The sequence below is a fragment of the Luxibacter massiliensis genome (genome assembly GCF_900604355.1).
Classification (GTDB): Bacteria; Bacillota; Clostridia; order Lachnospirales; family Lachnospiraceae; genus Luxibacter; species Luxibacter massiliensis.
Map to the genome: position 1 here is coordinate 884,515 of NZ_UWOE01000001.1, position 26,356 is coordinate 910,870.

17 protein-coding genes and 3 rRNA genes are annotated in these 26,356 nt (G+C 45.9%); 10 read left to right on the top strand and 10 right to left on the bottom strand.

What is annotated here, in order from left to right; translation table 11 throughout:
• The first annotated feature begins 2 nt into the window (after window positions 1–2).
• Window positions 3–836, top strand: coding sequence for an SDR family oxidoreductase (locus tag EFA47_RS04325; protein ID WP_122642137.1), 834 nt, complete (start codon window positions 3–5; stop codon window positions 834–836).
• A gap of 56 nt (window positions 837–892) precedes the next feature.
• On the opposite strand, the gene EFA47_RS04330 is transcribed toward EFA47_RS04325, so the two are convergent.
• The 9 genes from EFA47_RS04330 to EFA47_RS04370 all read right to left on the bottom strand — a co-directional run bounded on the left by EFA47_RS04330 (window position 893) and on the right by EFA47_RS04370 (window position 11,043).
• Entirely contained in the window at window positions 893–2,239 is a 1,347-nt protein-coding gene (locus EFA47_RS04330) for a dicarboxylate/amino acid:cation symporter (protein WP_122642138.1), read from the bottom strand.
• A 400-nt stretch (window positions 2,240–2,639) separates the two neighbouring features.
• Entirely contained in the window at window positions 2,640–3,398 is a 759-nt protein-coding gene (locus tag EFA47_RS04335; protein ID WP_408631205.1) for a DeoR/GlpR family DNA-binding transcription regulator, read from the bottom strand.
• A 183-nt stretch (window positions 3,399–3,581) separates the two neighbouring features.
• Window positions 3,582–4,574 carry an NADH-dependent methylglyoxal reductase gene (ydjG, locus tag EFA47_RS04340; RefSeq protein WP_122642140.1) on the bottom strand — a complete coding sequence of 331 codons (993 nt, stop codon included), beginning with the start codon at window positions 4,572–4,574 and terminating at the stop codon, window positions 3,582–3,584.
• 72 nt (window positions 4,575–4,646) lie between these two features.
• Window positions 4,647–5,615: a carbohydrate kinase family protein gene (locus EFA47_RS04345; protein WP_122642141.1), complete on the bottom strand. Its 969-nt coding sequence runs from the start codon at window positions 5,613–5,615 to the stop codon at window positions 4,647–4,649.
• Window positions 5,608–6,447, bottom strand: coding sequence for a class II fructose-bisphosphate aldolase (locus EFA47_RS04350; RefSeq protein ID WP_122642142.1), 840 nt, complete (start codon window positions 6,445–6,447; stop codon window positions 5,608–5,610). Before EFA47_RS04350 ends, EFA47_RS04345 begins: the two co-directional genes overlap by 8 nt.
• 182 nt (window positions 6,448–6,629) lie before the next feature.
• Window positions 6,630–7,685 (bottom strand): NAD(P)-dependent alcohol dehydrogenase, encoded by a 1,056-nt coding sequence (locus tag EFA47_RS04355; protein WP_122642143.1) that lies wholly within the window; start codon window positions 7,683–7,685, stop codon window positions 6,630–6,632.
• 36 nt (window positions 7,686–7,721) lie between these two features.
• Window positions 7,722–9,092 (bottom strand): MFS transporter, encoded by a 1,371-nt coding sequence (locus EFA47_RS04360; protein WP_122642144.1) that lies wholly within the window; start codon window positions 9,090–9,092, stop codon window positions 7,722–7,724.
• 26 nt (window positions 9,093–9,118) lie between these two features.
• Window positions 9,119–9,805: a beta/alpha barrel domain-containing protein gene (locus EFA47_RS04365; RefSeq protein WP_122642145.1), complete on the bottom strand. Its 687-nt coding sequence runs from the start codon at window positions 9,803–9,805 to the stop codon at window positions 9,119–9,121.
• A 161-nt stretch (window positions 9,806–9,966) separates the two neighbouring features.
• Entirely contained in the window at window positions 9,967–11,043 is a 1,077-nt protein-coding gene (locus tag EFA47_RS04370) for a zinc-binding dehydrogenase (protein WP_122642146.1), read from the bottom strand.
• A gap of 453 nt (window positions 11,044–11,496) precedes the next feature.
• Between EFA47_RS04370 and EFA47_RS04375 the strand changes: the two genes are divergently transcribed.
• The 5 genes from EFA47_RS04375 to EFA47_RS04395 all read left to right on the top strand — a co-directional run bounded on the left by EFA47_RS04375 (window position 11,497) and on the right by EFA47_RS04395 (window position 19,226).
• Window positions 11,497–12,843 carry a cytochrome c biogenesis protein/redoxin gene (locus EFA47_RS04375; protein ID WP_122642147.1) on the top strand — a complete coding sequence of 449 codons (1,347 nt, stop codon included), beginning with the start codon at window positions 11,497–11,499 and terminating at the stop codon, window positions 12,841–12,843.
• Window positions 12,844–13,344: 501 nt separating this feature from the next.
• Window positions 13,345–14,877: ribosomal RNA gene (locus EFA47_RS04380) — 16S ribosomal RNA — on the top strand.
• A gap of 120 nt (window positions 14,878–14,997) precedes the next feature.
• A 5S ribosomal RNA gene (gene rrf, locus EFA47_RS04385) occupies window positions 14,998–15,115 on the top strand.
• Between the two features lie 261 nt (window positions 15,116–15,376).
• Window positions 15,377–18,273, top strand: a 23S ribosomal RNA gene (locus tag EFA47_RS04390).
• The 16S, 23S and 5S rRNA genes sit together here, the layout of an rRNA operon.
• 245 nt (window positions 18,274–18,518) lie before the next feature.
• Window positions 18,519–19,226 carry a FadR/GntR family transcriptional regulator gene (locus EFA47_RS04395; RefSeq protein WP_122642148.1) on the top strand — a complete coding sequence of 236 codons (708 nt, stop codon included), beginning with the start codon at window positions 18,519–18,521 and terminating at the stop codon, window positions 19,224–19,226.
• 111 nt (window positions 19,227–19,337) lie between these two features.
• On the opposite strand, the gene EFA47_RS04400 is transcribed toward EFA47_RS04395, so the two are convergent.
• Window positions 19,338–21,407, bottom strand: coding sequence for an alpha-amylase family protein (locus EFA47_RS04400; RefSeq protein WP_122642149.1), 2,070 nt, complete (start codon window positions 21,405–21,407; stop codon window positions 19,338–19,340).
• Between the two features lie 506 nt (window positions 21,408–21,913).
• On the opposite strand from EFA47_RS04400, the gene EFA47_RS04405 reads away from it, so the two are divergent.
• The 4 genes from EFA47_RS04405 (at window position 21,914) to EFA47_RS04420 (ending at window position 26,330) form a co-directional block, all read left to right on the top strand.
• Window positions 21,914–23,281: an ABC transporter substrate-binding protein gene (locus EFA47_RS04405; protein ID WP_122642150.1), complete on the top strand. Its 1,368-nt coding sequence runs from the start codon at window positions 21,914–21,916 to the stop codon at window positions 23,279–23,281.
• A gap of 142 nt (window positions 23,282–23,423) precedes the next feature.
• Window positions 23,424–24,308, top strand: coding sequence for a carbohydrate ABC transporter permease (locus EFA47_RS04410; RefSeq protein ID WP_122642151.1), 885 nt, complete (start codon window positions 23,424–23,426; stop codon window positions 24,306–24,308).
• Window positions 24,309–25,151 carry a carbohydrate ABC transporter permease gene (locus EFA47_RS04415; RefSeq protein WP_122642152.1) on the top strand — a complete coding sequence of 281 codons (843 nt, stop codon included), beginning with the start codon at window positions 24,309–24,311 and terminating at the stop codon, window positions 25,149–25,151.
• Between the two features lie 9 nt (window positions 25,152–25,160).
• Complete coding sequence (locus EFA47_RS04420; RefSeq protein ID WP_122642153.1) at window positions 25,161–26,330, top strand: trans-sulfuration enzyme family protein; 1,170 nt, start codon at window positions 25,161–25,163, stop codon at window positions 26,328–26,330.
• The last annotated feature ends 26 nt before the right edge of the window (window positions 26,331–26,356 follow it).

A 26,356-nucleotide genomic window follows, 5' to 3' on the forward strand; every position in this document is an offset into this window, starting at 1 on the left:
ACATGAGTAAAACATGGCTTATTACAGGTGTTTCCAGTGGCTTTGGGTTTGAGATGACTAAACTGCTTCTGGAAGCCGGAGATACTGTCATTGGTACAGTACGGAATTCAGAAAAAGTAAAGGCGTTGATAGAAGCCTACCCGCTTTCTTTTGACTGCCGGATCTTAGATGTGACAGATGTTCCAGCGATCCATCGTCTGGTGGCAGAAGCATTTGCACAGCATGGCAGAATTGATGTCATCGTCAGCAATGCAGGCTACGGTTTATTCGGATGTGCAGAGGAACTAAACGATGAGGAGATCAGCCACATCATTGCGACGAACCTGACCGGTTCCATTATGCTGATCCGGGACAGTCTGCCCTATCTGCGGTCACAGAAAGGCGGACGCATCATCCAGATGTCTACTTACGGAGGGCAGGTGGCTTACCCTGCCAACTCCATGTACCACGCCACCAAGTTTGGGATTGAAGGATTCTGTGAAGCAGTGTCTCAGGAGGTCAGTCAGTTTGGCATCGGCGTCACGCTGGTAGAACCAGGCGGTGCGCGCACAGAGTTCCGCTATGGAAGTGCGAAGGTTGCAAAACTGATGCCGGAATACGATAGCTGTCACGGCTTCCTCAACATGCTTGATCCGGCGCAAGGGCTTGCTCCCGGTGATCCAGTGAAAATGGCACGGCGTATTATTGAGAGTGTAGATATGACTCCTGCACCGCTCCGTATGGTTCTTGGTTCCCAGGCTCTTTCGGCGACACTTACCCGTTTAAGGGAGCGTGTGGCGGATTATGAAACGCAGACAGAGCTGGCGGCTTCCACAGATTTTCCGACAGGAGAATAAAAACTGTTGTTATGAGGAGACCATGATAGCCATATCTAATTTACAATATAAAGACCTTACTTATCGTATTTCTCTTTATTGAGCACGCCCTCTTTAAAGTTTATAATTACGTTTGTAGCCGCATCACCGATTACATTCAATGTAATAACAGCCATTCCCGGTAAGTAGTTCATTGCCAGAACGAGAGAGTAGCCAATCATGCAAAGTTCTGAATGCATTCCCAAACCAGTCATAACAACATATACCATTGTTGTTCCCGCGACTGGGATTGCCGGTGTTCCTACTGCTGTACAAATGGATAAGAATGCTGCCAACACGAGTGTAGATGGTTTCATATCAATTCCTGCGGCTGTTGCAATAAATGTTACTGCAATCATATGCATTGCTGTTGTTCCGTTCATATTAATTGTCATACCTGTAGGAAGGACAAAGCTGCTGATTTCTTCCGTACATCCTAATTCTTCTGTACATGTCTTTGTATTTAAAGGCAATGTTGCTGCAGATGAATTTGTTGCCGCTGCAAACAAACCTATTTTAAATGATTTTTTCATAAACGGAATTGGATTCAATCTTGTTGTCAGGAAAATACCGATTGGGTAAATCGTAGAAACAAGTACCAGACTTACTATAATTGTAGTCACGATCCAGACCATTGTCGGTCCGATATATTCCACACCGTATACGGCAAGGGTTCGTGTAATCATACAGAAGATTGCAGCCGGGCCACATGTATCAATTAGGAAATTCAAAAACATCTGGATAACATCATTTAAATTTTCTAATACTTTTTTCAGCGGCTCTGCTTTTTGGCTCATTCTCGTCATACAAAGACCGAGGATAATTGCCACAACAACAACCGAGAGAATGGAGTTATTTGTTGAAAAGGCGCTTACTATATTGGACGGTACGGCGTTCACTATAGTAACCAACGGATTATACCCCTCCATTGTCACAGCCTCTGTAGCCATCTCGGATGGAAGGTTCACATCAAACCATCCCATAGATTTCACAAAATATGCCGCTGCACCTGCAAGAGCCGCCGCAACTACATAGAACGAAAAATATGTGATAAATGTTTTCCCTGCAATCCGGCCCAACTGTTCTGGACTTGCCAGACTGCAAAGCGCAAGGCTTAGCGAAGTCAGAACCAGCGGAACAATTGCTAACTGCAGGCCTCGCATAAATAACTGTCCCGCAATATAAAACAATCCCAAACCTTCAAATCCTTTTGTCTGTGTAATATCCTGAAAAAGTATTGCGTGAATAATCTTCCATGCAGACTCCATTCCATGAGTATTCATAAACTCCCGGAGAAACAGCGTTAGAAATCCCACTGTAAATCCCCCTGCCACCGCGATAATCATCCTTTTTACAATCGATGATTTTTCTTTTTTCTTTTCCATTTCCGGATCTCCTTCTTTCTCCTTAAACAAAATGTCTCTTTGTACAATCACAGTTCCTATACAAATTCATGTGCAGTTTTGACGAATCTTTGTTTATATGTACTTTCTTCTTTATGTATATTTTACCCACCCTATCCTAGTTCGTCAATGATTTTTCTTTGTTTCAAAGATATTTATCTGTTTTTACCATATTTTGTGTTTATTTTTTGTGAATTATTTTGGTTTGACACACATATATTTTGTTTCACAGATTTTTATGCAAAAAAACAGAGCGTTTCAAGCGGTCCTTACCTTACCGCCCAAAAACGCCCTGCCACGGGATTATTTATTCCCGCGGACAACGAGCCAAGCGGACATGTTTACATGTCCATTTGGCGACCGCCGCGGGGGTCTTTGACTTTTAATAGATTAATTCTATACCGTGTCCGTCACAGAATTGAATCCACACGTCACTTGGTTTTTTGTCTGTCACAATATAATTCACGCTGTCCAAATCAATCAGGCTGACAAACGCGGTCTGATCAAATTTGGAAGAATCCACAAGCAGCGCGACTTTTTCTGCCTGCTCTAACATCAGCTTCTTAATTTCCGCTTCATCCTCGTTTGAATCTTGTACGCCTTTTTCCATATTTAGGCTTTTACAGCTAATCAAAGCCAGTTCCACATTGTATTTTACAATATTGCTCTTCGCAAGCTGCCCTTGCAGAGACAAAGATTTTTTATTAAATTCGCCGCCGGTTGATATAATATTAAAAGCAGAGTGCTGAAATTCATGAAACACTTCGGTTGAATTTGTCACAACTGTAAGTTCTGCGTTATCTGGCAGCAATTTTAGCGCTTCCATCACGGTTGTACTGGAATCCGCTATTATCGCACTCTTTTCTTCCAATAAAGCCGACGTTTTCCGGGCGATCTCCTGCTTTTCTTTCAGATGTTTTGTCATCCGGCGGTAAAAATGAATACCTTCTTTGCGCACACCTTCGTTCCAAATTGCACCGCCATGTACTCTGGTGATCACCCCTTCCAGTTCGAGCTTGTCTAAATCTCTTCTGATTGTCTCTTCCGTCACATTGCACTGCCTGCTCAGCTCGGCCACCGAGACTTTTTTCAGGCTTTGTACATTCTGCCGGATAACCATCTGCCTTTCCCTGCTTGACATGATATCATTTCCTCCCCTGGCTTCTGTATATGAAACCTCTTTTTTACATAATATACTATCTCTGTCAGCATTTGCAATACTTTTTGCCTGTGAAATCATGTCAAACTCCTTTGAAATCTCTTTGTTTTCCTTTGATTTCCGTATCAGCTTAATTTTGAAAAGCAGATAGTAATCTTCGGATTTTTATTTATCAATATTTTCTGCCAGTTCACGCATGTAAGCAACATCATCTGTTTCTAATTCTAATTCAACAGATTTTACGTTTTCTTTAATCTGCCCTACTGTTGTCGAACCGCTCAACAGATTCAGGAAATCGCCCTGGGCAAGAATCCATCCAAGCGCCAGATTTGCGGTTGTACAGCCGTACTTCTCACACAGCGGTTTCCATTTATCCATCATATCCATAGCTGCCTGCATATTATCCGGCTGGAACCATTTTTTAGGGATCTGCGCACCTACTGGCTGATAATCTCTTGGGAATGTTCCTGAAAGCAATCCCATTTCCAATGGTGAGTATGCCTGGATGGTTACGCCATTTTCACGGCAGCAGGGAATAATCTCATCTTCAATGGCGCGATCCAAAATTGAATACTTAACCTGGACGATATCCAAATCCCCCCATTTCAGATATTCTTCAATGTGGTGAATATCGACGTTGGCGGCGCCGATAGCTTTTATTTTTCCCTGTGCTTTTAGTTCATTCAGTACGTCCATTGTTTTCTGGATCGGCACAAAGTACTCTGTTCCTTCAATTGCCTGCCAGTGTGTCATATACACATCAACATACTCTGTTCCCAATCGCTCTAAAGAACCAAGAATTTCTTTTTTCACGGATCCACTGTTCAAATTTTTGTATAACTGAATTCCGTTTACTTTATTGAATAAATCTCCTTTCATTTCCTGATCCCATGTCACGCCGCATTTTGTGATAATAACAATATCTTCACGTTTCATACCTTCCAATGCTTTGCCCAAGATCCGCTCACTGTTTCCAAAATTGTATCCCGGCGCTGTATCAATTAGATTTACCCCACACTTCGGCGCCTCTCTGATTGTATCTACAACTACCTGAAGTTCATGGTCTCCGCCCCATGCGGAACCACCTCCGATAGACCATGTTCCAAGACCGATTCTGGAAATGTCTTTTCCTGTTTTTCCAAGTTTCATAGTTTTCATAATTTGATATCCCTCTTTCTAATCTTTCCGGTGTTTCCTGCAAGCCACAGTACTCCCGGAAAACAAATCTGATTACTTATAGTCCTCACGATATTTTGCAAGCATTCTATCTACAATTGCTTTGTCCACAACTCCTCCGGTTGCGCCGACATACTGAATGGAAACAGCCGCCGTACAATTCGCATAAATTGCACATTCACGAATATCCCTGCCTTCCAGCAGACCGGTAATAAATCCTGACGCAAAATTATCTCCTGCGCCGATTGTATCAATGGCCGTAACACCTTTACATGCAGGAACAATCATCGAACCTTCTGCATTGCGGATATAGCATCCCTTTTTGCCGATTTTCATAATGACATTTTTTACACCGCACGCATATAACTTATCGGCTACTTTTGCTGGGTCGCTTTCTCCTGTCATTTCACTTGCCTCTTCAAAGTTTGGGAAGAAGTAGTCCACATAACTCAGTGCTTCTGTAATACTATCTAAAGTCTCATTCAGCCTAGGAGAAACCATATCTGCACAGATAATCATTCCCTCTTCTTTTGCCTTTGTGAAAACAGAAACCAATGCTTTGTTATCAAACAACGGATTATTAAAAATACTTGCAAATGATAGAATCTTTGCATCTTTCAGGGCGGACATATCCAAATCTTCATATTTGAATTTCCATAAGCTCCCCTGACGGTTTGTAATAAATGTACGTTCTCCATCCGCAGCCACCAGGCCTATATTGATAGACGTATCTATGGCAGGATCTTGTTTAATATACTTTGTATCAATACCAGTTTTCGCGCAATGACTCAATACAAACGCCCCCGCCACGTCAACCCCAACGCAGCTCATCAGTCCGACTTTATGTCCCAGTCTTGTTATAATCGTAGATTCATTAATGGCGTCGCCGCCGATTGTCATTGCAATTCCGTCTACCGGATAAGATACTACGTCAAACACTTCTTTACTGACCGGCCTTAAGGGCAAGTCGACAATTGCCGCCCCTATAATGATTACATCTAAATCTTTACTCACTTTATTCATCAGCCCTTCCGTCATCACCGAATAGTTTTATCTTGTACATTGCCCTCTCTTTTACAGCCTGCCTTACGGCGCGTTCTACAGCCAGGAAAGGTTCGTCCTTATGCTTGTTAATTGCCTCCATTGCCGCTTGGCAAAGTTCTGTATGAATATTGATTTTCGCAATACCAAGAGAAATTGCTTTCTTAATATCTTCATCACCGATACCGGATGCACCATGAAGAACCAACGGAACGTCCACAGTATTTGCAACTTCTTCAAGGATATCAAATGCTAATCTCGGTTCGGATGTGTATACCCCGTGCACATTTCCAATGGCTACGGCCAGAGAGTCGCAGCCTGTTCTTTCTACGAAATCCTTTGCCTGCTTCGGATCTGTATAATGATACTCTGACAAAGCCTCTTCATAGACAGTTTCATTTCCTACGTGTCCGAGTTCTGCTTCTACTGGAATGTTATACGTATGGAAATAATCAACGCATCTCTTGATTTCCGCAACATTTTCTTCATAGGGAAGGGCAGATGCGTCGCGCATTACAGAGTTCATACAATGATTTACGGCATTCTGCAGAATTGTCATGCTGCGGCCATGGTCCCAATGAAGGATTACTGGAATGGATGCTTTCTTTGCCATAGACTCCATCATATAGCAGTAATCTTCAAATGAAGTATTTCCCGTAAATCCTGTTCCGAATGAAATAATAATTGGTGCGTGGAGTTCTTCAGCCGCATCAATTACCCCCATTAGCATTTCAGCATTCCATACGTTAAAATGTGGAATTGCATAATGTCCTTCGCTTGCTTTTCTTTCCCAATATCTGATATCTGAAATCATAATCTTCTCCTTTTTCCTAATATAAACTATTTTTTATGAGGGTGCCGCAAAATCATCAAATTAGATTATTAGATGATGAAGCGATACCCCCGGTATGTCCGGCGGAAGGGAAGATATTGCTTTGGCAGAGTATTCATCTACTTTTGCAATAACCCTAAATTCCGGTATTTCCTGGATGTCAATTATTCGGCTACTTTAACTACGCCTTTTACCATGTCCGCTTTTTTCACAGGATCGATAGCCTCCTCAAATGCCTGCTGCACATTTTTGTAATCATATACATTTGTAACCATGTCTTTTACGTTGAACTTGCCTGTAGCAATTGCTTCAATTGTCTGCGGGAAGTTATTGCAGTAACGGAATGCCGTCTGGATTGTAACCTCACGATTAATCTTTAGGAAATCAATAGGTACCGGTTTGGACTGTGTTCCTACCATCATAATTTTTCCGCCGCGAGCTACTGCCTGGACTGCCTGCTGCGCTGTAAATGCAGCCCCTGCAGCCTCAAACACCAGATCCACTCCGTGGTCTCCGTAAAGTTCTTCTGAACGGAGTACTGCAACGGTATCCTGATCTTTTCCGTTAATCACTCTCTTGGCGCCCAGTTTTAATGCAAGATCCAGACGTTTCTGAATTACATCTACTACCGTAATGTCTGTGGCGCCAAGACTCTTACATGCCTGAAGTACCATCAGGCCGATTGTGCCGCCGCCAAGAATTACAATGCTTTTTCCTATGGATGCGCCGCCAAGAACTGCCGCATGCATACCTACCGCTGCAGGTTCTACTAATGCGCCTTCCATTGTAGACATTCCCTCCGGAATATGGTATGTCCATTCTTCAGGATGTGTCATATATTGTGTCAAAGCGCCTTTATAGTTCGGCTGTGTTGCCATAAAGTCAACATCTGGACAGATATTGTAACGGCCTGTACGGCAGTATTCACAGGTATCATCCGGCACGCCCGGTTCAATCAATACTTTATCGCCGACTTTGAATTTTGTTACCTTTGGGCCAATTCCAACAATTTCGCCGGCAACTTCATGTCCAAGACCAATTTTTTGATTCGGGTCTTTCGGTGGGATAAATGGGCCAAATTCAAAACCGTGGATGTCTGAGCCGCACATACCCACATATTCTACTTTCATAAGAATCTCATTGTCTTTTGGTTCCGGTACTGCACACTCCTGAATCTCAAACTGTTTGGGAGTTACTAAGATTGCTTCCGAATTTTTCATTTTTACCAACTTCCTTTCTGCCCTTATATCCTGAGATTATTCTACGTTACCGATATCTTCTACAGACTCTCCTCTTGTTTCAACACCGAACACAAGAATACTTACTGCAATGATTGCTGCAACGATAGAGATCAATACAAACACGCCCGTGCTTCCAATTGAGTTTGCCACATATGTAACCAGGAATGGGAAAAAGATATTACTTACACGTCCCATTGCGTTACTGAATCCTGAGCCTGACAGCTTTGCTGATGTGGGCCACATCTCTGGCACATATACTGCGGAGGCATAACATACGTACATATAAATAAATGTATTCAATACAAATGTTGAAACAATTAATCCTGTCATGGATGTCTGCTGTCCTGTAACAATGCCCATAATAGCCATTGTTGCCAGAAGAATTACGCCGAATGCCTTTCTTGGAATCTTATCTACAATCAGAGATGCAATAAAGATTCCGAATGGTGCGCCGAAAAGACCGAACATTGTCATAAACTGTGACTGTGATGTGTCATATCCCATAGATTTTAACAGGGATGGCATCCAGTTCATCAATGTATACTGAATGGTATTCATACCGATTAAGACAAGTGAGCCAACAATTGTCCTCTTCAATAATTTGCCTTTAAACAATGCTGAATACGGCAGTTGTTTCACAGGCACCGGCGCTGTTGTTACTTCAGGAAGTTTTTTGCCTGTAGATGATTCGATTTCTTTTTCAATCTGTGTCACAATTGCATCTGCCTCTTCGATTCTCCCCTGTGCCTCTAACCATCTTGGAGACTCAGGGTATTTCCTTGCAATCAGGATAGACGCAATGATTGAGAGAATAGACGGAATCATGTACTGAACTCTCCAGTTCATATTGTAGCTGATCCCTGTTGAGATAATCAAAAATGCTATCAGGTTGCAGATTGGGTGAGCCCAGTTTCCGATAAAGGAGTTACGGCTTGACCATACGCCGCGGTTTCTGCCCGGTACATACTCTGTGAATCCTGCAAATAATACAACCAACAATGCGCCAAGGCCAAATCCTTGTATAAGTCTGAATACATACAATACATATATATTAGGTGCAAGAGCGCCGCCAATCATAGCGATGATATGAATGATTTCATATAATAAAATACTTTTTTTGCGTCCAATTTTATCTCCAATTGGCCCGCCAACCAAAGCGCCGAACAACTGACCTGCTGTATAGGTTGTCCCCCACATTGCCAGAAGCGCTGTTCCCGGCTCCAACCAGTGCAATTCATTTAACAGAATATTCTGTACAGCGCCGCCAATACCATTTGACCAGCAGACCAGAAGTGCAAACGCTGATACCAGCCACATTTTAATATGCCAGTTTGAATTCGGAAGACGATCAAGTCTTGCACCGATGTTTACATTTTTTCTTTCCATTTCCTTCCCCTTTTTCTCTTTTTCTTTTATTTATCACAAAGCTCGCCTGCAACTTCACTTTCCATGATTTCCCATGCTTTCCGAATGTCTTCGTCCTTGTTCCACAGAGCTGGCGGCCCAAGGACGACAACGTCCGTCCCCGCCTCATAAAGCGGTCCGTAAACGCCGGCATTCATAGAACCATCTGCCTCAATCAGAAAATCCAATCCCATTTCCTCTCGCCACTGTGCCAATGTACGGATTTTATCGTACATCTGCGTAATTACTTTTTGACCCGCATATCCGGCGTCAACTATCATAATTGTCACCTTTGACAGCAGTGGAAGATAATAGCGGATTGCCTCCAGTGGGGCGGCCGGGTTCATGGCGATCCCGGCTTTACAGCCCAAAGAAAGAATTTTGTTGAGAGTCACAAAAGCGTCGCTTTCGATGCAGTCTGTGTGCGGAGTAATATATGCTGCGCCGGCTGCCGCACATGCCTCGATGTAATCCTGGGGATGCGCTACCATCAGATGCGCGTCCATTGGTGTTTTTACAACATCTTTTATTGTATTCATAAAATCGGGTCCCACGCCGAATGTTTTTACATAGTTTCCATCCTTAATATCAATATGTAAAAAGTCCGCATGTTCGTCAATGAATTTCACCTGATTTCCAAAATCGAATAAGCCGCAGCAACCCATTGACGGTGCAAGTAATAACTTTTTCTGCATTTTTCCAATCTCCTGTTTACACATTTTTTATTCCCGCGGGCAATGGGCCAAGGGGATATGTAGACATATCCATTTGGCCGCTGCCGCTAGGGCCTAATACCCCGATGCCGGTACTGCTGCTAGTTTGATGCCCCATATGCCTGCATGTAAGCTTTGGCTGATTAATCTTCATAATCATAGTGGAAGATAACTTTGATAGCGTCTTTATTTGCCATAGCCTCAAATCCTTCTTCCCACTGAGACAGTCCAAGTCTATGTGTAATCATTGGTTTTACCTTGATTGCACCTGATTCTAGCAGACGGATAGCATTTCTCCATGATGTAGAATCATACGCCATATGTCCGATAATGCTCTTGTTCCATGATGTAATATCATTGATGGAGAATTCCAATGGTTTGAATCCCATACCTACCCGGACAACTTCTCCGTTTGGACGCAGCATTTCAATTGCCTGCTTCAGTGCGATATTTGCACCCGAACATTCTACTACAAGTCCAAGGTTGTCTCTTCCGCAGATTTCTGTACATCTTGCTACAACATCCTCTCTGGAGCCGTTTACCACATGTGTTGCGCCAAGCTCTTTTGCAACTGCAAAGCGTACCTTTGTGTCTTCTTCCAAACCAACCATTACAATATTGACAGCGCCCATAATTCTTGCAACCTGTACTGCAAATAATCCAAGGGGGCCTGTTCCAAATACAACAACATCCTGCCCTGGAAGTAAATGTGCCTGCTGTGCAATTGCTTTATAGGAATTACAGATAGGGTCAAGTACGGCCGCCTCCTCATATTCTACGCCTTCCGGGATTTCCCAGATTGCGTGTTTATGAATTCTGAGGATTTCACCCGGCACTTTGCAATATTTGGAAAATCCGCCGCCCCATGTGTTATTGTCAAGTCCCAAATTTACCTTCTTTTCACAGCAGAGGAAATCTCCTGACTCACATGCCGGACAAATGCCGCATACATGAGCGCTGTTGTCAGATACCACTCTCTGTCCTACTTTCCAATCTGTCACCAGTTCTCCTACTTGTACGATCTCTCCTGCAAACTCATGTCCACGGATTGAGTTAAATACATCTGAACCGTTATCTACTTTGTAATGTTTCATATCTGCCCCACAGATTGCAGCCGCTTTAATTTCAATAATAATATCCTCCGGTCCACATGTCGGTTCCGGTACGTCAATCATTTTGTACCCGCCAAATTCTTTCCCATATCTTGCTAATGCTTTCATAGTGTCCTCCATTTAATCTGTTATCTGATTTTTCTCTTTTTGTTCCGGCCAGAAACATTATTTTTTGATTCATCTGTATTTTACACATAATTTCTTTGAAAGTCAACAAATTATTCTTTAATTCACAGATTTATTTTCTGTGTAAGGAACCACACCCGCAGAATTATCTTTGAAATCATTCTGTGCGTATTGAAAATTACATCCAAGTCCGCTCTTAGGTATAAGTGGCCGCCGCTGATTAAAAGTGTGGTGCACCCTTTTGACACGCGAATCTTTGAGAATAATCAAAGGAAGTATTCAAATGGATTGTAGTAAAGATAGTTGCAAAATTATGGGGTTTTGAGTAAAATGAAATGTAATTCGCTGTATCAATGGAGAACTGTCAGCAATAAAGAAATCTGGCTGCGCATGGTGCAGAGATATAAATTTGAGATTTAGGGAGAGAGGAGCTCTATGGGATTTTCATTTGATGTCAGCATACCAGTCTTTACTGTATTTATACAAGGGTTAATCAGCTTTTTTTCGCCTTGCGTGCTGCCTTTGATACCTCTTTACATCGGGTATCTTTCTGGTGGGGCGAAAACAGTGGATGAGAATGGGAAAGTACATTATGGCCGTAGGAAAGTCATAGTCAATACAGTGTTTTTTGTTGTGGGGATTAGCTTTACATTTTTTTTGCTTGGACTTGGGGCGTCTGTAATCGGAAATTTTTTCAGCGGAAGCCAGGCTATGTTTGCAAGAATTGGCGGGATATTGATTATTATTTTTGGCCTGTACCAGTTGGGGGTATTTGGGAAATCCCGGGTGCTTGGCAGCGAACATAGGCTTCCGTTTCATTTAGACACACTGGCAATGTCTCCCTGGACGGCATTGGTTATGGGGTTCACTTTCAGTTTTGCATGGACGCCCTGTGTAGGGCCTGCCTTGTCCAGTGTACTTTTGATGGCTGCATCTGCCAGCACAAAAATATGGGGATTTGTACTGATAGGGGTATATACGCTGGGATTTATTTTACCCTTTTTAGCTGTAGGTATATTTAGTGCTACGCTTTTGGATTTATTTAAAAAGCACGGAAATATCGTCCGGTATACAGTGAAGGCGGGGGGTGTCCTGATGATTTTAATGGGAGTTATGATGTTTACGGGAAAGATGAACGCCATCACAGGATATTTGTCAGAAACGCAGCTGGCCCAGGAGGATAAAACCGAAGGCAAGGCAGGGGAGGGGACTGGATCTGAAGAAAATGGATCCACAGACAAAGCTGCCAAGGGGCAAGATGCAGATGAAGAAGAGAATTCCGGCAGCGTAAAGGAAGATACAGAGCAGCAGAGCAATGCACAGGAACAGAAGTTAAGTGATGCCATTGATTTTGAATTGAAGGATCAATACGGGGAAACGCACAGGCTTTCCGATTATAAAGGTAAAACTGTATTTTTGAACTTTTGGGCCACATGGTGCCCCCCATGCCGTGCAGAGATGCCGGACATCCAGAAGCTGTTTGAATCTTATCAGGAAGAGGAGAACCCAGAAGTTGTAGTGCTGGGGATTGCAGGGCCAGATTATGGCAGTGAGAAGTCAGTAGAGGAAGTAAAAGGTTTTCTGGAGGAAAATGGGTATACCTACCCCGTCCTTATGGATGAAGGGGGAGACATATTTGAGAAATACAGGATTACTTCGTATCCCACTACATTTATGATTACAGATGAAGGAAAAGTTTTTGGGTATATCAGCGGGCAGTTGAATGAGGAAATGATGAAGAGTATTATTTCACAGACAATTGAGGGGAAGATGGACAATTGATGTCCAATGGCCTTCCCGGGGACGTGCTGTTTATAAAGACAAGAAGCCAGGCTTTCCAAGGCCCTGATACGCTGCGGAGGGCGCCTGGCTTTGTTTTCTGCTATGGGAGGATCCTTAAAAATCCCATGAATGGCAGCCGCGTCATTGTTATGTGACAAAAAATGTAAAAAAATGTAAAAATAGCCTTGACAAAATGACAAGAAAGATGCTAATATATCAAAGCTGACTCGCGGGAGGCAGCCAGGGGTTTGGAAGGGAACTAAAAAAGTTCTTGACAGAGGACAAAGCCTGTGATATTATATAGCAGTTGCCTGCGGCAGAGGCTGAGGGCAAGGCAGGGACCTTGATAACTGAACAATAGACAACAGACCTTGAAAATTTCAGAAGAGAGAAATTCAGAAGGACAGCATCGAGAGATGCACCCACCACTGGGGAGGCCCAGTGGGAAAAGTAAACGGGAAAGAATTAGCTGGAGTTAATTCTGGACTGGATGCAGACGCTTATAACGAGAGTTTGATCCTGGCTCAGGATGAACGCTGGCGGCGTGCTTAACACATGCAAGTCGAGCGGAGCGCCGCGCACGGAACCCACGGGGGAAGGGCGCGGTGTCTTAGCGGCGGACGGGTGAGTAACGCGTGGGCAACCTGCCCCATACCGGGGGATAACAGCCAGAAATGGCTGCTAATACCGCATAAGGCCGCGGCGGCGCATGCCGCAGCGGCAAAAACTCCGGTGGTATGGGATGGGCCCGCGTCTGATTAGCTAGTTGGCGGGGCAACGGCCCACCAAGGCGACGATCAGTAGCCGGCCTGAGAGGGCGGACGGCCACATTGGGACTGAGACACGGCCCAAACTCCTACGGGAGGCAGCAGTGGGGAATATTGCACAATGGGGGGAACCCTGATGCAGCGACGCCGCGTGAAGGATGAAGTATTTCGGTACGTAAACTTCTATCAGCAGGGAAGAAAATGACGGTACCTGACTAAGAAGCCCCGGCTAACTACGTGCCAGCAGCCGCGGTAATACGTAGGGGGCAAGCGTTATCCGGATTTACTGGGTGTAAAGGGAGCGTAGACGGGCCAGCAAGTCTGATGTGAAAACCCGGGGCCCAACCCCGGGAGTGCATTGGAAACTGCGGGCCTGGAGTGCCGGAGAGGTAAGCGGAATTCCTAGTGTAGCGGTGAAATGCGTAGATATTAGGAGGAACACCAGTGGCGAAGGCGGCTTACTGGACGGTAACTGACGTTGAGGCTCGAAAGCGTGGGGAGCAAACAGGATTAGATACCCTGGTAGTCCACGCCGTAAACGATGACTACTAGGTGTCGGGGAGCAAAGCTGCCCGGTGCCGCAGCCAACGCAATAAGTAGTCCACCTGGGGAGTACGTTCGCAAGAATGAAACTCAAAGGAATTGACGGGGACCCGCACAAGCGGTGGAGCATGTGGTTTAATTCGAAGCAACGCGAAGAACCTTACCTGCCCTTGACATCCGGATGGCCGGCGAGCAATGTCGCCTTCTCTTCGGAGCATCCGAGACAGGTGGTGCATGGTTGTCGTCAGCTCGTGTCGTGAGATGTTGGGTTAAGTCCCGCAACGAGCGCAACCCTTACCCTTAGTAGCCAGCACAAAAAAGGTGGGCACTCTAGGGGGACTGCCAGGGAGAACCTGGAGGAAGGTGGGGATGACGTCAAATCATCATGCCCCTTATGGGCAGGGCTACACACGTGCTACAATGGCGTAAACAAAGGGAGGCGAGGCCGCGAGGCGGAGCAAACCCCAAAAATAACGTCCCAGTTCGGATTGTAGCCTGCAACCCGGCTACATGAAGCTGGAATCGCTAGTAATCGCGGATCAGAATGCCGCGGTGAATACGTTCCCGGGTCTTGTACACACCGCCCGTCACACCATGGGAGTTGGCAACGCCCGAAGTCAGTGACCCAACCGGAAGGGGGGAGCTGCCGAAGGCGGGGCCGGTAACTGGGGTGAAGTCGTAACAAGGTAGCCGTATCGGAAGGTGCGGCTGGATCACCTCCTTTCTAAGGACGAGAGAAGTAGAGGGCCGTTGTCTATTGTTCAGTTATTAAGCAGAGCGCTTGGCGGGGCAGGGCCGGGTCAAGCGGGGGGCAAGGCAAGGAGGAAGCTTAATAACGAGGCATTTTGGCGGCGATGCGCTTGGGGGCAACACCCGTACCCATCCCGAACACGATGGTTAAGGCCCAAGCGGCCGATGGTACTGCACTGGCGACGGTGTGGGAGAGCAGGTGGCCGCCAAATAAAAAAAAGAGGGGCAGTGTTTACCAGCGACCAGGGCCCAGGAAAGATCCTGGGGCGTGGTGGCTGATAAAGCAGCCAGGAATGTACCTTGAAAACTGCATACAAAGTAAGAGAAGATAGACAAAGAAGATATCAAGACATCCGAGGCCATGCCCGAAGGGGCATGGGAGTCCTGAAGAAAACAGGCGTAAAAAAAATTGACCTAATGCCAACCCATGCCACGCTAGGCATGAGTGGCCGTGGGAGTCCCACGGCGGGGTTGGTTATGCTGATAAGGGCATATGGCGGATGCCTAGGCACTAAGAGCCGATGAAAGACGCGATAAGCTGCGAAAAGCTCCGGGGAGGGGCAAATACCCTGCGATCCGGAGGTGTCTGAATGGGGAAACCCACTGGGGGAGCCCCCCAGTATCCCTGGCCCAATCCATAAGCCAGGGAAGGGAACCCGGCGAACTGAAACATCTAAGTAGCCGGAGGAAGAGAAAACAACAGTGATTCCCAGAGTAGCGGCGAGCGAAATGGGAAGAGCCCAAACCGGGGCGCGAGCGCTCCGGGGTTCGGACCGCAAAGATGACCGACGAGCTTAGCAGAATGGCTTTGGGAAAGCCAGCCAGAGAGGGTGAAGGCCCCGTAAGCGAAAAGCAGGCCGGCAAGGCGGGATCCAGAGTACCACGGGACACGAGGAACCCTGTGGGAATGAGCGGGGACCACCCCGTAAGGCTAAATACTACTTAGTGACCGATAGCGCATAGTACTGTGAAGGAAAGGTGAAAAGGACCCCGGGAGGGGAGTGAAAGAGAACCTGAAACCATATGTCTACAAGCTGTGGGAGCGCACAGGAGGCGCGACCGCGTACTTTTTGTAGAACGGTCCGGCGAGTTGCGGCGGCTGGCGAGGTTAAGCGCGAGGAGCGCGGAGCCGAAGGGAAACCGAGCCTGAATAGGGCGCCAGAGTCGGCCGACGCAGACCCGAAACCGGGTGATCTATCCATGCCCAGGCTGAAGCCGCCGTAAAAGGCGGTGGAGGGCCGAACCCACATCCGTTGAAAAGGGTGGGGATGAGGCGTGGATAGGGGAGAAATTCCAATCGAACCCGGAGATAGCTGGTTCTCCCCGAAATAGCTTTAGGGCTAGCCCCAGGCAAGTCTTGCGGAGGTAGAGCACTGAATTTCCTAGGGGGCGTCAAAGCTTACCGAAGAATATCAAACTCCGAATGCCGCGTAGACGGTGCCAGGGAGTCAGACTGCCCGAGATAAGTTGGGCAGTCAAGAGGGAAAGAGCCCAGACCTGCGGCTAAGGCCCCAAAATGTGTGTTAAGTGGGAAAGGATGTGGGGTTTCGAAGACAGCTAGGATGTTGGCTCAGAAGCAGCCATGCATTAAAAGAGTGCGTAATAGCTCACTAGCCGAGAGGCCCTGCGCCGAAAATGTCCGGGGCTCAAACACACTGCCGAAGCCCAGGGGCTGAAGAGATTCAGCCGGTAGGGGAGCATTCTTAAGGCGGCGAAGCCAGGCCGGAAGGGTTGGTGGAGCGTTAAGAAGGGAGAATGCCGGAATGAGTAGCGAGAGGAAGGTGGGAATCCTTCCGGCCGAATATCCAAGGATTCCAGGGTAAAGCTGATCTGCCCTGGGTAAGTCGGGGCCTAAGGCGAGGCCGGGAGGCGTAGCCGATGGACAACAGGCAGAAATTCCTGTACCATGCCATGACAGAACTGTGGGGACGCAGGCGGCGGGGCACGACCCGGGGGAGGAGAACCCGGGGCAAGCGCAGGAGGCGCGCGCAAGGAAAAACCGGCGCGCAAGCCAAAGGCGTGAGGCGGAGCGAAGAGAGAGTAGCGAAGCGTGCAGGCCGGCTGCCAAGAAAAGCCGCTATGGCTCATGGCATGCCCGTACCGTAAACCGACACAGGTGGATGAGGAGAGGATCCTAAGGCCGACGGGAGAAGCATTGTTAAGGAACTCGGCAAAATGGCCCCGTAACTTAGGGAGAAGGGGTGCCTGGGGAGGCCCAGGCCGCAGAGAATTGGCCCAAGCAACTGTTTAGCAAAAACACAGGTCTATGCAAAACCGCAAGGTGAGGTATATGGGCTGACGCCTGCCCGGTGCTGGAAGGTTAAGGGGAGAGGTTAGCGCAAGCGAAGCTTTGAACTTAAGCCCCAGTAAACGGCGGCCGTAACTATAACGGTCCTAAGGTAGCGAAATTCCTTGTCGGGTAAGTTCCGACCCGCACGAAAGGCGTAATGATTTGGGCACTGTCTCAACAATGCACCCGGTGAAATTGAAATACCAGTGAAGATGCTGGTTACCCGCGCCAGGACGGAAAGACCCCATGGAGCTTTACTCCAGCTTGGCACTGGGATCCGGTATTGCATGTACAGGATAGGTGGGAGGCGAAGAGCCTGCGGCGCCAGCCGCAGGGGAGCCATTGTTGGGATACCACCCTTGCAGTATTGGGTTTCTAACCAACAGCCGTGAACCGGCTGGGGGACAATGCCAGGCGGGGAGTTTGACTGGGGCGGTCGCCTCCGAAAGGGTATCGGAGGCGCTCAAAGGTCCCCTCAGGATGGTTGGAAACCATCCGCAGAGTGCAAAGGCATAAGGGGGCTTGACTGCGACACCGACGGGTGGGGCAGGTACGAAAGTAGGACTTAGTGATCCGGTGGTATAAAGTGGGATTGCCATCGCTCAACGGATAAAAGCTACCCTGGGGATAACAGGCTTATCACTCCCAAGAGTTCACATCGACGGAGTGGTTTGGCACCTCGATGTCGGCTCATCGCATCCTGGGGCTGGAGTAGGTCCCAAGGGTTGGGCTGTTCGCCCATTAAAGCGGTACGCGAGCTGGGTTCAGAACGTCGTGAGACAGTTCGGTCCCTATCCGGCGCGGGCGTAGGATATCTGAGGGGAGCTGTCCTTAGTACGAGAGGACCGGGATGGACTGGCCGCTGGTGCACCTGTTGCCCTGCCAAGGGCATAGCAGGGCAGCCAAGCCGGGAAGGGATAAACGCTGAAGGCATCTAAGCGTGAAGCCCCCCCCAAGATAAGATGTCCCATGACGCAAAGTTGGTAAGACCCCTTGAAGACGACGAGGTAGATAGGGCAGGGGTGGAAGTGTGGCAACACATGGAGCTGGCTGCTACTAATAGGTCGAGGGCATAACCAAGGAAGGCAGTAGGGAAGGGTGTGCGTTACTTTGTATGCAGTTTTTAGGGCATATGCAGTGGGAGGAGACAGTACTGGCAGGGTATTGTCTTTTTTTGTCGGCTTGGGACGACAGGGGCCTTTAGGGGATTTCTGAAGAAATCCCTTTTAATCCCTCTTATAATACTGTCCTAAATATTCACTTGACGGGATAATCAGAGAGACTTATAATTACTTAGTAAATGATGAACGGCTGTAAGGAGTACTATGGAGCGTAATGGATTAACGGAAAATAAAAACTTACTCTATTCGAGGCTGGCGGATAGAATTTATCTTTATATAAAAGAGAAGAATCTTCAGCCAGGAGATAAGATACCTGGAGAGCGGAAGCTGGCGGCGGAATGGAAAGTGAGCAGGCCAACTTTGCGGGAGGCCATCCGGGAGCTGGAGAATCAGGGAGTCGTCCATGTTGAAGTCGGCAAGGGGACATTTGTAACTGATTATGTAGAAGGCAGGCAGGTTAGTATTCATTTGGCCCTAAAAAATTTCTTGGAACTGTTCGAGATTAAAATTGTTTTAGAGAGATATAGTCTGGAAAAAGCCATACCTGATATGGCTGAGGAGAGATTGGACCAGCTTGAAGAGATGGCAATTCAGATGAATGATATAGCTGCCAGAGGAATTATGCCTAAGGAGATGGACCATGATTTCCATAGGCTTATATTAGAATCTTATGGCAATTATGAGATGACCAACCTGGTTCGGAATATGACAGAAATGTATGAGACTTTTGATGATGAACTCTATGGCTATTTTGATGACAAAGGGTTTGATTATCAGGCTATATTACTAGAGACATTCCCCTATCATCTGGAAATGGTTCAGATGATGAAGGAGAGGAATATTCAGGGAGCCTTGGAGAAATATGATAATATAGTGGCATTGGATTTAGAAATATATGGCAGAATTGAATAGGCAGATACATAAAAGCACCGGCTGGGAAATTCCCAAAGCCGGTGCTTTTTACTTGTTAGGTTTGCTTAATTGTGCCAGGGGCATCCCCTAATACCCGCATTTGAGGTATATTTATTTCTTACATACAATCATCTGCTGCAAAGAGAATGCCGGAAGCTGAACGATTGTCTTATCCCCCTCTGTGTGTATTTCAAGGGACTTTTTCTCGGGGTAAACCAGTTCTGCTTCTGAGACCGCGCCTGTAAGCTCCAGTGTGCCTCCGTTTACAGGTATAGTATCTCCGTGGAAATATTTCGGCACCATAGAGATCTGATGGACAATATAAGAATGGCCAGTCTCAAAATAGGCAGTTCTGATAATATCTGGCGTCTCTGTATTGTTGAACAGCGCGGGCCTTATATTTTCCATAGTGACCAAGTCTTTAAACAGACTGTGGGGATGCTGGAAGCTTTCCTGTGAGGCCATTGTAAAGAAATCAAATGCCATGTAATAGGCGCTTCCTGCTCCATAGTTATTGTGCAGGAGGGCAGGGTACCCAGAATCTTCTCCCGGCGGCGGACTCCACCAGTTCACCCAATGTTCAGCGTCACAGGGGACGCAGGGCAGTATAAGATGAAGCAAGGTTTCTGCAGATCCCTCAGGGGCGGTCTCAATAAAGTGCTCACTGATCGGCGGTGTCGTGCAGGAAAGCAGTCCGGAGAAATCTCTTTGGCTTACATTCTTTAAATATGCGGACCAACGGTTAGCTTTATATTCAGTGTGAATTTCTGCATTTCCAGTGCCGAGAAGATCTGCAATAGAGGATGACTGACGTTTCGTAGAGTCTGCATCCCATAAGCCGCTCTGCCCGGAACTGATAAGCAGTCCTCCATTTTTTACATAGCTTCTGAGTATATCTGCAATATCTTCTTCTATTACAAATACCTCTGGAAGGAGAAGGACATCAAATTGTTTCAGTAAGTCCTCAGTGACCGTGCGTTCAGGGAGGATCATAAATGGAAGTTTTGCTTTTTCACATAACTGCATAGCGCCTAGAACGGCATTTTGATGAGGATTATGCCGTTTCATCCTTAGGATAGCATCTGGGTGCAGTGCTGGGATATTAATGGACATGGATAAGTCGCTCTGCAAAATTCCCACACATTTAACTGGAGTGCGGTCTGTGAGATAAGGTTCCATTTTCTCGATTTCATTAAAAGCTGCCCCTAAGAGCCTGGCCTCCTGAAAATCAAGGGTACCGTCTATGTGCTGGGAACCACTGTACATTCCTGTGCGGCATCCCTGGGCCGCGATAGACGACAAGTCGCAGACATATTCATTGACAGAACTATAATTATAGACCTGTGAGGCTTCCCCCGGCACCAGGATAGGATAGCGTCCAATAGCTGTATCCCGGGCATAAGCAGAAGAGAACCAGTTATCTTTCAGCAATGGCTCAGAGAACTGATAGTCCAGCATATCCCGGATCTCCTGGGGATAGTGGCAGGAAAAATTGACAGTGACTGCCAGCGTAGGGTCAATGGCCTTGACACGCTGCTTCAATTCCGCCAGGAAATCTTTTGCATTTTCATTCAAAAATTGGACTATATCAGTTTTATGTAAAAGGACTTCCTCATCTGATTCAGGCAGGGGATAATGGAACTGTGACTGGAATTTGTTGCGGCAATTGTCACAGTAACAGAGTGACGCCCCAAAAATATCCAGGAAAAGAGAGTCTGGTGAATATCTGGAGACAATCTCCTCTAACTGCTTCAGGCAGTATTCCCGGTAATCTGTCTGGTAACAGCAGAGGCTCCATTTAGCGAATTCATCATCCCGGATAAGGCCGGAACCGTCAGGGCGCTGTACCCGCCATTGTGGGAAACGCCTTGCCGCCCCTTCGTCATATTCGATACAATAATAGGCAACAAATTCAATATCTTTTTTCTTTAAAAGAGTACTGACCTCTTTAATCCAATCTTTTTTGATGCCTTCATGCTGCTGTGCTCCCGGGACCTCACTTGGATAATAAGTAACTCCCCAGTGGTCTTTACAATAAACCATCAATGAATCTATGTTGGCAGTATCAAAAAAGGTCTCGTATTCATTAATATCCAGATGGTTCAGAAGAACATCAGGAGGCTGCGGAGAATGATGGTCAATCAGATAGCAGCGCTTAGTAGAAGTATATTTTTTACTCATCTTTTAATAGGAAAATACAGAGTATCTTCCTGACTCCTTTCTTATAATAAATGCAAGTTAGTTTTGCCTAAATTTCGCCTAAAATAAATGATCATGCTCTAGACAATGTGCTTTGCTCTAATATATGTATGCATTCCATGACAAGTAATTTTCAAATGCATTCATGTAAGGTGGATATAAATGGAATTATAGAATTGAAAATAGATAAGTAAAAAGTGTATTATGTTAAGCATATAAAATGAAAATGAAAATGTCAATAGAAATAAAAAATATGTAAATAAAAAAAGTAACAAAAACGATATACAAAAATTATGTAAAAAGTATAAAAGTGACAAATGAATTGACAAACAATAACTTAAGTGCTAGTATAATTGCATAAGTGGTCTGACCGGAAATACCTCACAACAGTGGCCGGAAGAAAACCAGATAAGGAAGAGTGTAACTAAAGTAAATGAATATCAGATTATCCGGTATTGTAATCTGAAAAAGGAAAAGGAGAGGAATCAATGAAAAAGAGAGTTATTGCCGCTTTATTGGCAGCCACAATGGTAGTTGGCCTGCTGGCGGGATGTGGGTCATCAAAAAAAGATTCAGGTGATTCGGCAAAAGGCAGCGGAGAGGCATCACTGCGTTTTATTGATGTCAGCCCAAGTCCTGAGAGACAAAAGTATTATGAGGGTGTTTTCGAGAAGTTTGAGGAAGAGACAGGCGTATCTGTAGCTTATGAAAGTGTTCCATGGGATGATGCAGCGGATAAGCTGACAGTTCTTGGTACTTCAAACCAGCTTCCAGACGTCATTACAACACACCCATCCTGGTTGGGGCAGTTTACAGAAGCCGACTGGATCTTGCCGGTAGACGACTATGTAGAGGAACACGGTGAAGAGTTTGTGGAGGCAGTTAAAAGTATTAACTGGGCCCAGGAAGAAGAAAAATACGGACATGTATATTCTATTCCAGATGGATTCATGGTCAAAGGTATCTTTTACAGGAAAGACTGGGTAGAGGAGATTGGCTATGAGATTCCTACTGGTGAAGACTGGACATATGATGCATATTTTGATTTGATTAAAGCACTTACAGATAAAGAACAGAAACACTATGGAAATTCTTTCCGTGGCGCGAGAGGTGCATTTGACCCACTGCTCACATATCTGCAGACATTCTCAGGCGGCTATACATACGACGAGGAAGGAAACTTTGTCCTGAATACACCAGAATGTGTGGAAGCGCTGGAGAAATGGTGTGAGATTTATAAGGACGGATATGTGCCGGAGGATTCTGTAAACTGGGGATTTGTGGAGATGGTCGATAACTTTACAGGGGGCCTGACAGGTACAGTTTCCAATGACTCTGAGGTTGCTAAAGCATGTGAAGAGAAAATGGATGATTCAGAGTGGGGCGTGCTTCCGATGCCAGTGTCAACTGTAGATGGCAAGCTCCTGAATACAGCAGGAAGTCCATACTCTTATACAATTTCAAAGAGTTCCGAGTATCCAGAGGAAGCTCTCGAGTTGATCGATTTCCTCGTACAGCCAGAGAATAATATCGAGTACTGTAAAATGGGCGGACTTATTCCGATCAAAAATGATGTGGGCGATGATGAAACTTATGGAGAAAACGGACCTTACGCTCCTTTCCTTGATCAGCTGAACGACCCGAACTTTACAGTTCCTCCTACATATGGCGCATTTAACTATACAGACCTGCATCAGGATATGTTCCACACAGAACTTCAAAAATATCTCCTGGGACAGCAGTCTGCTGAAGATGTGCTGAACCATATCGGCGACGAGCTGACAACCAGGATGAAACAGTATCTGGCTGACAATGAAGGCACAACAATTGAGACTCCGAAAACCATACAGCAGTAATAATTAAAGAGTTTATACACAAGCAGTAGTATAAGATTTTACAGGGGGATTTAATGTGGAGGCAGAGAAACATTAATTCCCCCTTTGACAACAAAGGATTATGTACCTGGTGGGGTACAAGGTGAAGGAGAGTGGTACTCGCATGAAAATGAAAAGAAAAATGGAACCTTGGCTGTTTCTGCTGCCAGTTCTTGTGATTTTACTTCTGTTATTTGGCTATCCGCTTATTAACAGTATTGTTATGGCATTCCAGAATTATAAGCTGACGGCCCCAGATGACATTTATTTTAATGGACTTGAGAACTTTACGAAACTGTTTGGTGATCCCGACAGTATGATGATTCTGAAAAATTCTATTATTTATGTAGTTATATCAGTAATTGGGCAGTTCTTGCTGGGACTGATCCTGGCCCTGGCCCTGAAAAAGCAGTTTAGAGGAAGAGGACTCTATCAGTCCATCGTATTTCTTCCATGGGCATTTTCTGGATTTGTTGTCGGCCTTATTTTCCGCTGGTCATTTAACGGAGAATATGGGGTAGTCAATACTCTTCTGATGAAGCTGGGAATCATAGACAGTAATATTGCATGGCTGGGAACCCCGGGTTATTCTCTGGCAGTTGTCATCATTGCCATGATATGGATGGGAATCCCGTTTTTTGCAATCATGATCCTGGCGGCACTGCAGTCTATACCGGCAGATGTCTATGAGGCGGCAGATGTGGACGGATGTGGGACAGTACGGCAGTTCTTCCAGATTACGCTTCCGTATATCAAGCCAACTTTAATTACAACAGTACTCCTTAGGACGATCTGGATTTTCAACTCATTGGATCTGGTGGTTATTATTACAGACGGAGGGCCGGCAAACTCTTCTCAGACGCTTCCGGCATATATGTACTCAAAAGCGTTTGGATCCTATGATTTTGGTTTTGCGGCGGCCTTGGGTGTGATACTGATGATAATTCTTGGATTGTATGCTTTGATATTCCTGAAAGCTACAAAATATGATAAGGCAGGTGACTTCTAAATGAGCAGAAAAACAAAGAATGCAATTGGGACCATCATACGTGTTTTGATCTTACTTTTCTTCTTCCTGCTGGTTGTACTGCCTATTTATTGGATTGTAGTTACATCGTTTAAGACCAGTGGAGAGATACTGGATTTAAATAACATTACTTTTTTCCCTAAGAACTTTACATGGGAGAATTATACAGGGCTGTTTGAGCAGTTTAATTATGGCGCCCTGTTAAAGAACAGTGTCCTTGTGTCTGTCACGTCTGCCCTTGTGATTACAGTATTTTCTATGCTGGGCGGCTATTCCCTTGCACGGTATAAGTTTAAGGGAAAACAGGCAGTAATCCTCTTTTTCCTGATTACACAGATGATACCGGGGATCCTGGTTATTATTCCTTTGTACATCATTTTCTCTAAGATTGGCTTGATCAACACCCATGTAGGCTTGTTTATCTACTATGTGACAGTCAACCTGCCCTTCTGTGTTATCACGATGCGCAGCTTTTTTGAGAGAATTCCGGTTACACTGGAGGAGGCTGCCAAGGTGGATGGATGTTCAAAAATGCAGTCCCTGTTTAAGATTGTATTCCCGATTATGTTCCCAGGTATTGTGTCTGTGTTTGTCTTTGGGTTTATCGGGGCATGGAATGAGCTGATCGCAGGTTCTATTTTCATAAGTACGCCTGAAATGTGGACCATTCCAGTGGGCCTTAAAACTCTGATTGGTAAGTACAATGTAGAGTGGGGGCTTTTAATGGCCGGCGGCGTTATGGCATTGCTGCCAACGGCGATTATGTTCGCTGCCATGCAGAAATTTATCGTAGAAGGTATGACGGCTGGCGCTGTCAAGGAGTAGGTGGAGCAAATGAAAGAGGAGAGACTGGCGATTACACATTTGGGGGAGGACCAGACAAAATATATGAATGCCGTGGTGCCCCCGGTGTTTATGAATTCTCTGCATGTGTTTGACAGCATGGAATCTTACGCCCTGCGGGAGGAAAATCAAGCCTATGTTTATGGCAGGGCGGCAAACCCTACAGTAACTATATTAGAAGAAAAGGTGGCTGCCCTGGAGGGCGGCTGCCGTGCTGTGGCGTTTGCAAGCGGGATGGCCGCCGCTGCGGCTGCTATCTTGGCGGTGTGCAGAGCTAAAAGCCATATTATTTGCATGAGAGATGTATATCAGCCTGTAAAGAATATCCTGAACCAGTATTTTATCCCCAGAATGGAAATTACCGTGTCCTATTGGGATGGGGTGGATCTGAATGAGCTGGAAGATTTAATTCAGGATAATACAGATATGATTCTGCTGGAGAGCCCGGCTACGTTTGTATTCACAGTGACAGATATTGCAGGCGCCGCCCGGATTGCAAAAGCACATAATATTAAGACATATATTGACAATACATACTGTACCCCCTTGTATCAGAAGCCTCTCGCCATGGGAATTGATATTGTCATGCATACTATGTCAAAGTATATCGGGGGACACAGTGATATTATTGGGGGCATCCTGGCCGTCAAGGATGAAGAGCTGGGAAATTTACTTAAGAATACTATAAGAGAACTTTTCGGAGGCATATTAGGGCCTATGGAGGCTTGGCTGGGAATCCGGGGACTGCGTACGCTGCAGGTGAGGCTGGAGCAGCACCAGAAAACTGCTAAAGAGGTTGCAAAGTATTTAGAAGGGCATCCAAAAGTAGATCGGGTGTATTATACTGGCCTTGATTCCCATCCTCAGGCAGAGAGGATAAGGAAGCAGCAGACAGGCCATACAGGACTTATGAGCTTTGTTCTCAAAGACGATCCCCAAAAGGCAGTTGAGCTTGTGGATCATCTCAAAATATTTGAAATAGGATGTTCCTGGGGAGGGTTTGAGAGTTTGGCTTTGTGTCCTCTTCTGTATTATTCTGAGGACGATCTGGAATTTTTAGGCCTCGGCGGCCGGGACAAAGGGCTGATACGGATCCACTGTGGACTTGAAGGGGCGGATGCCCTGATTGAGGACTTAGAGCAGGCCCTGAGAGCTCTGTAAGTGTTTTATAAGCGGCGCTGGAGGCA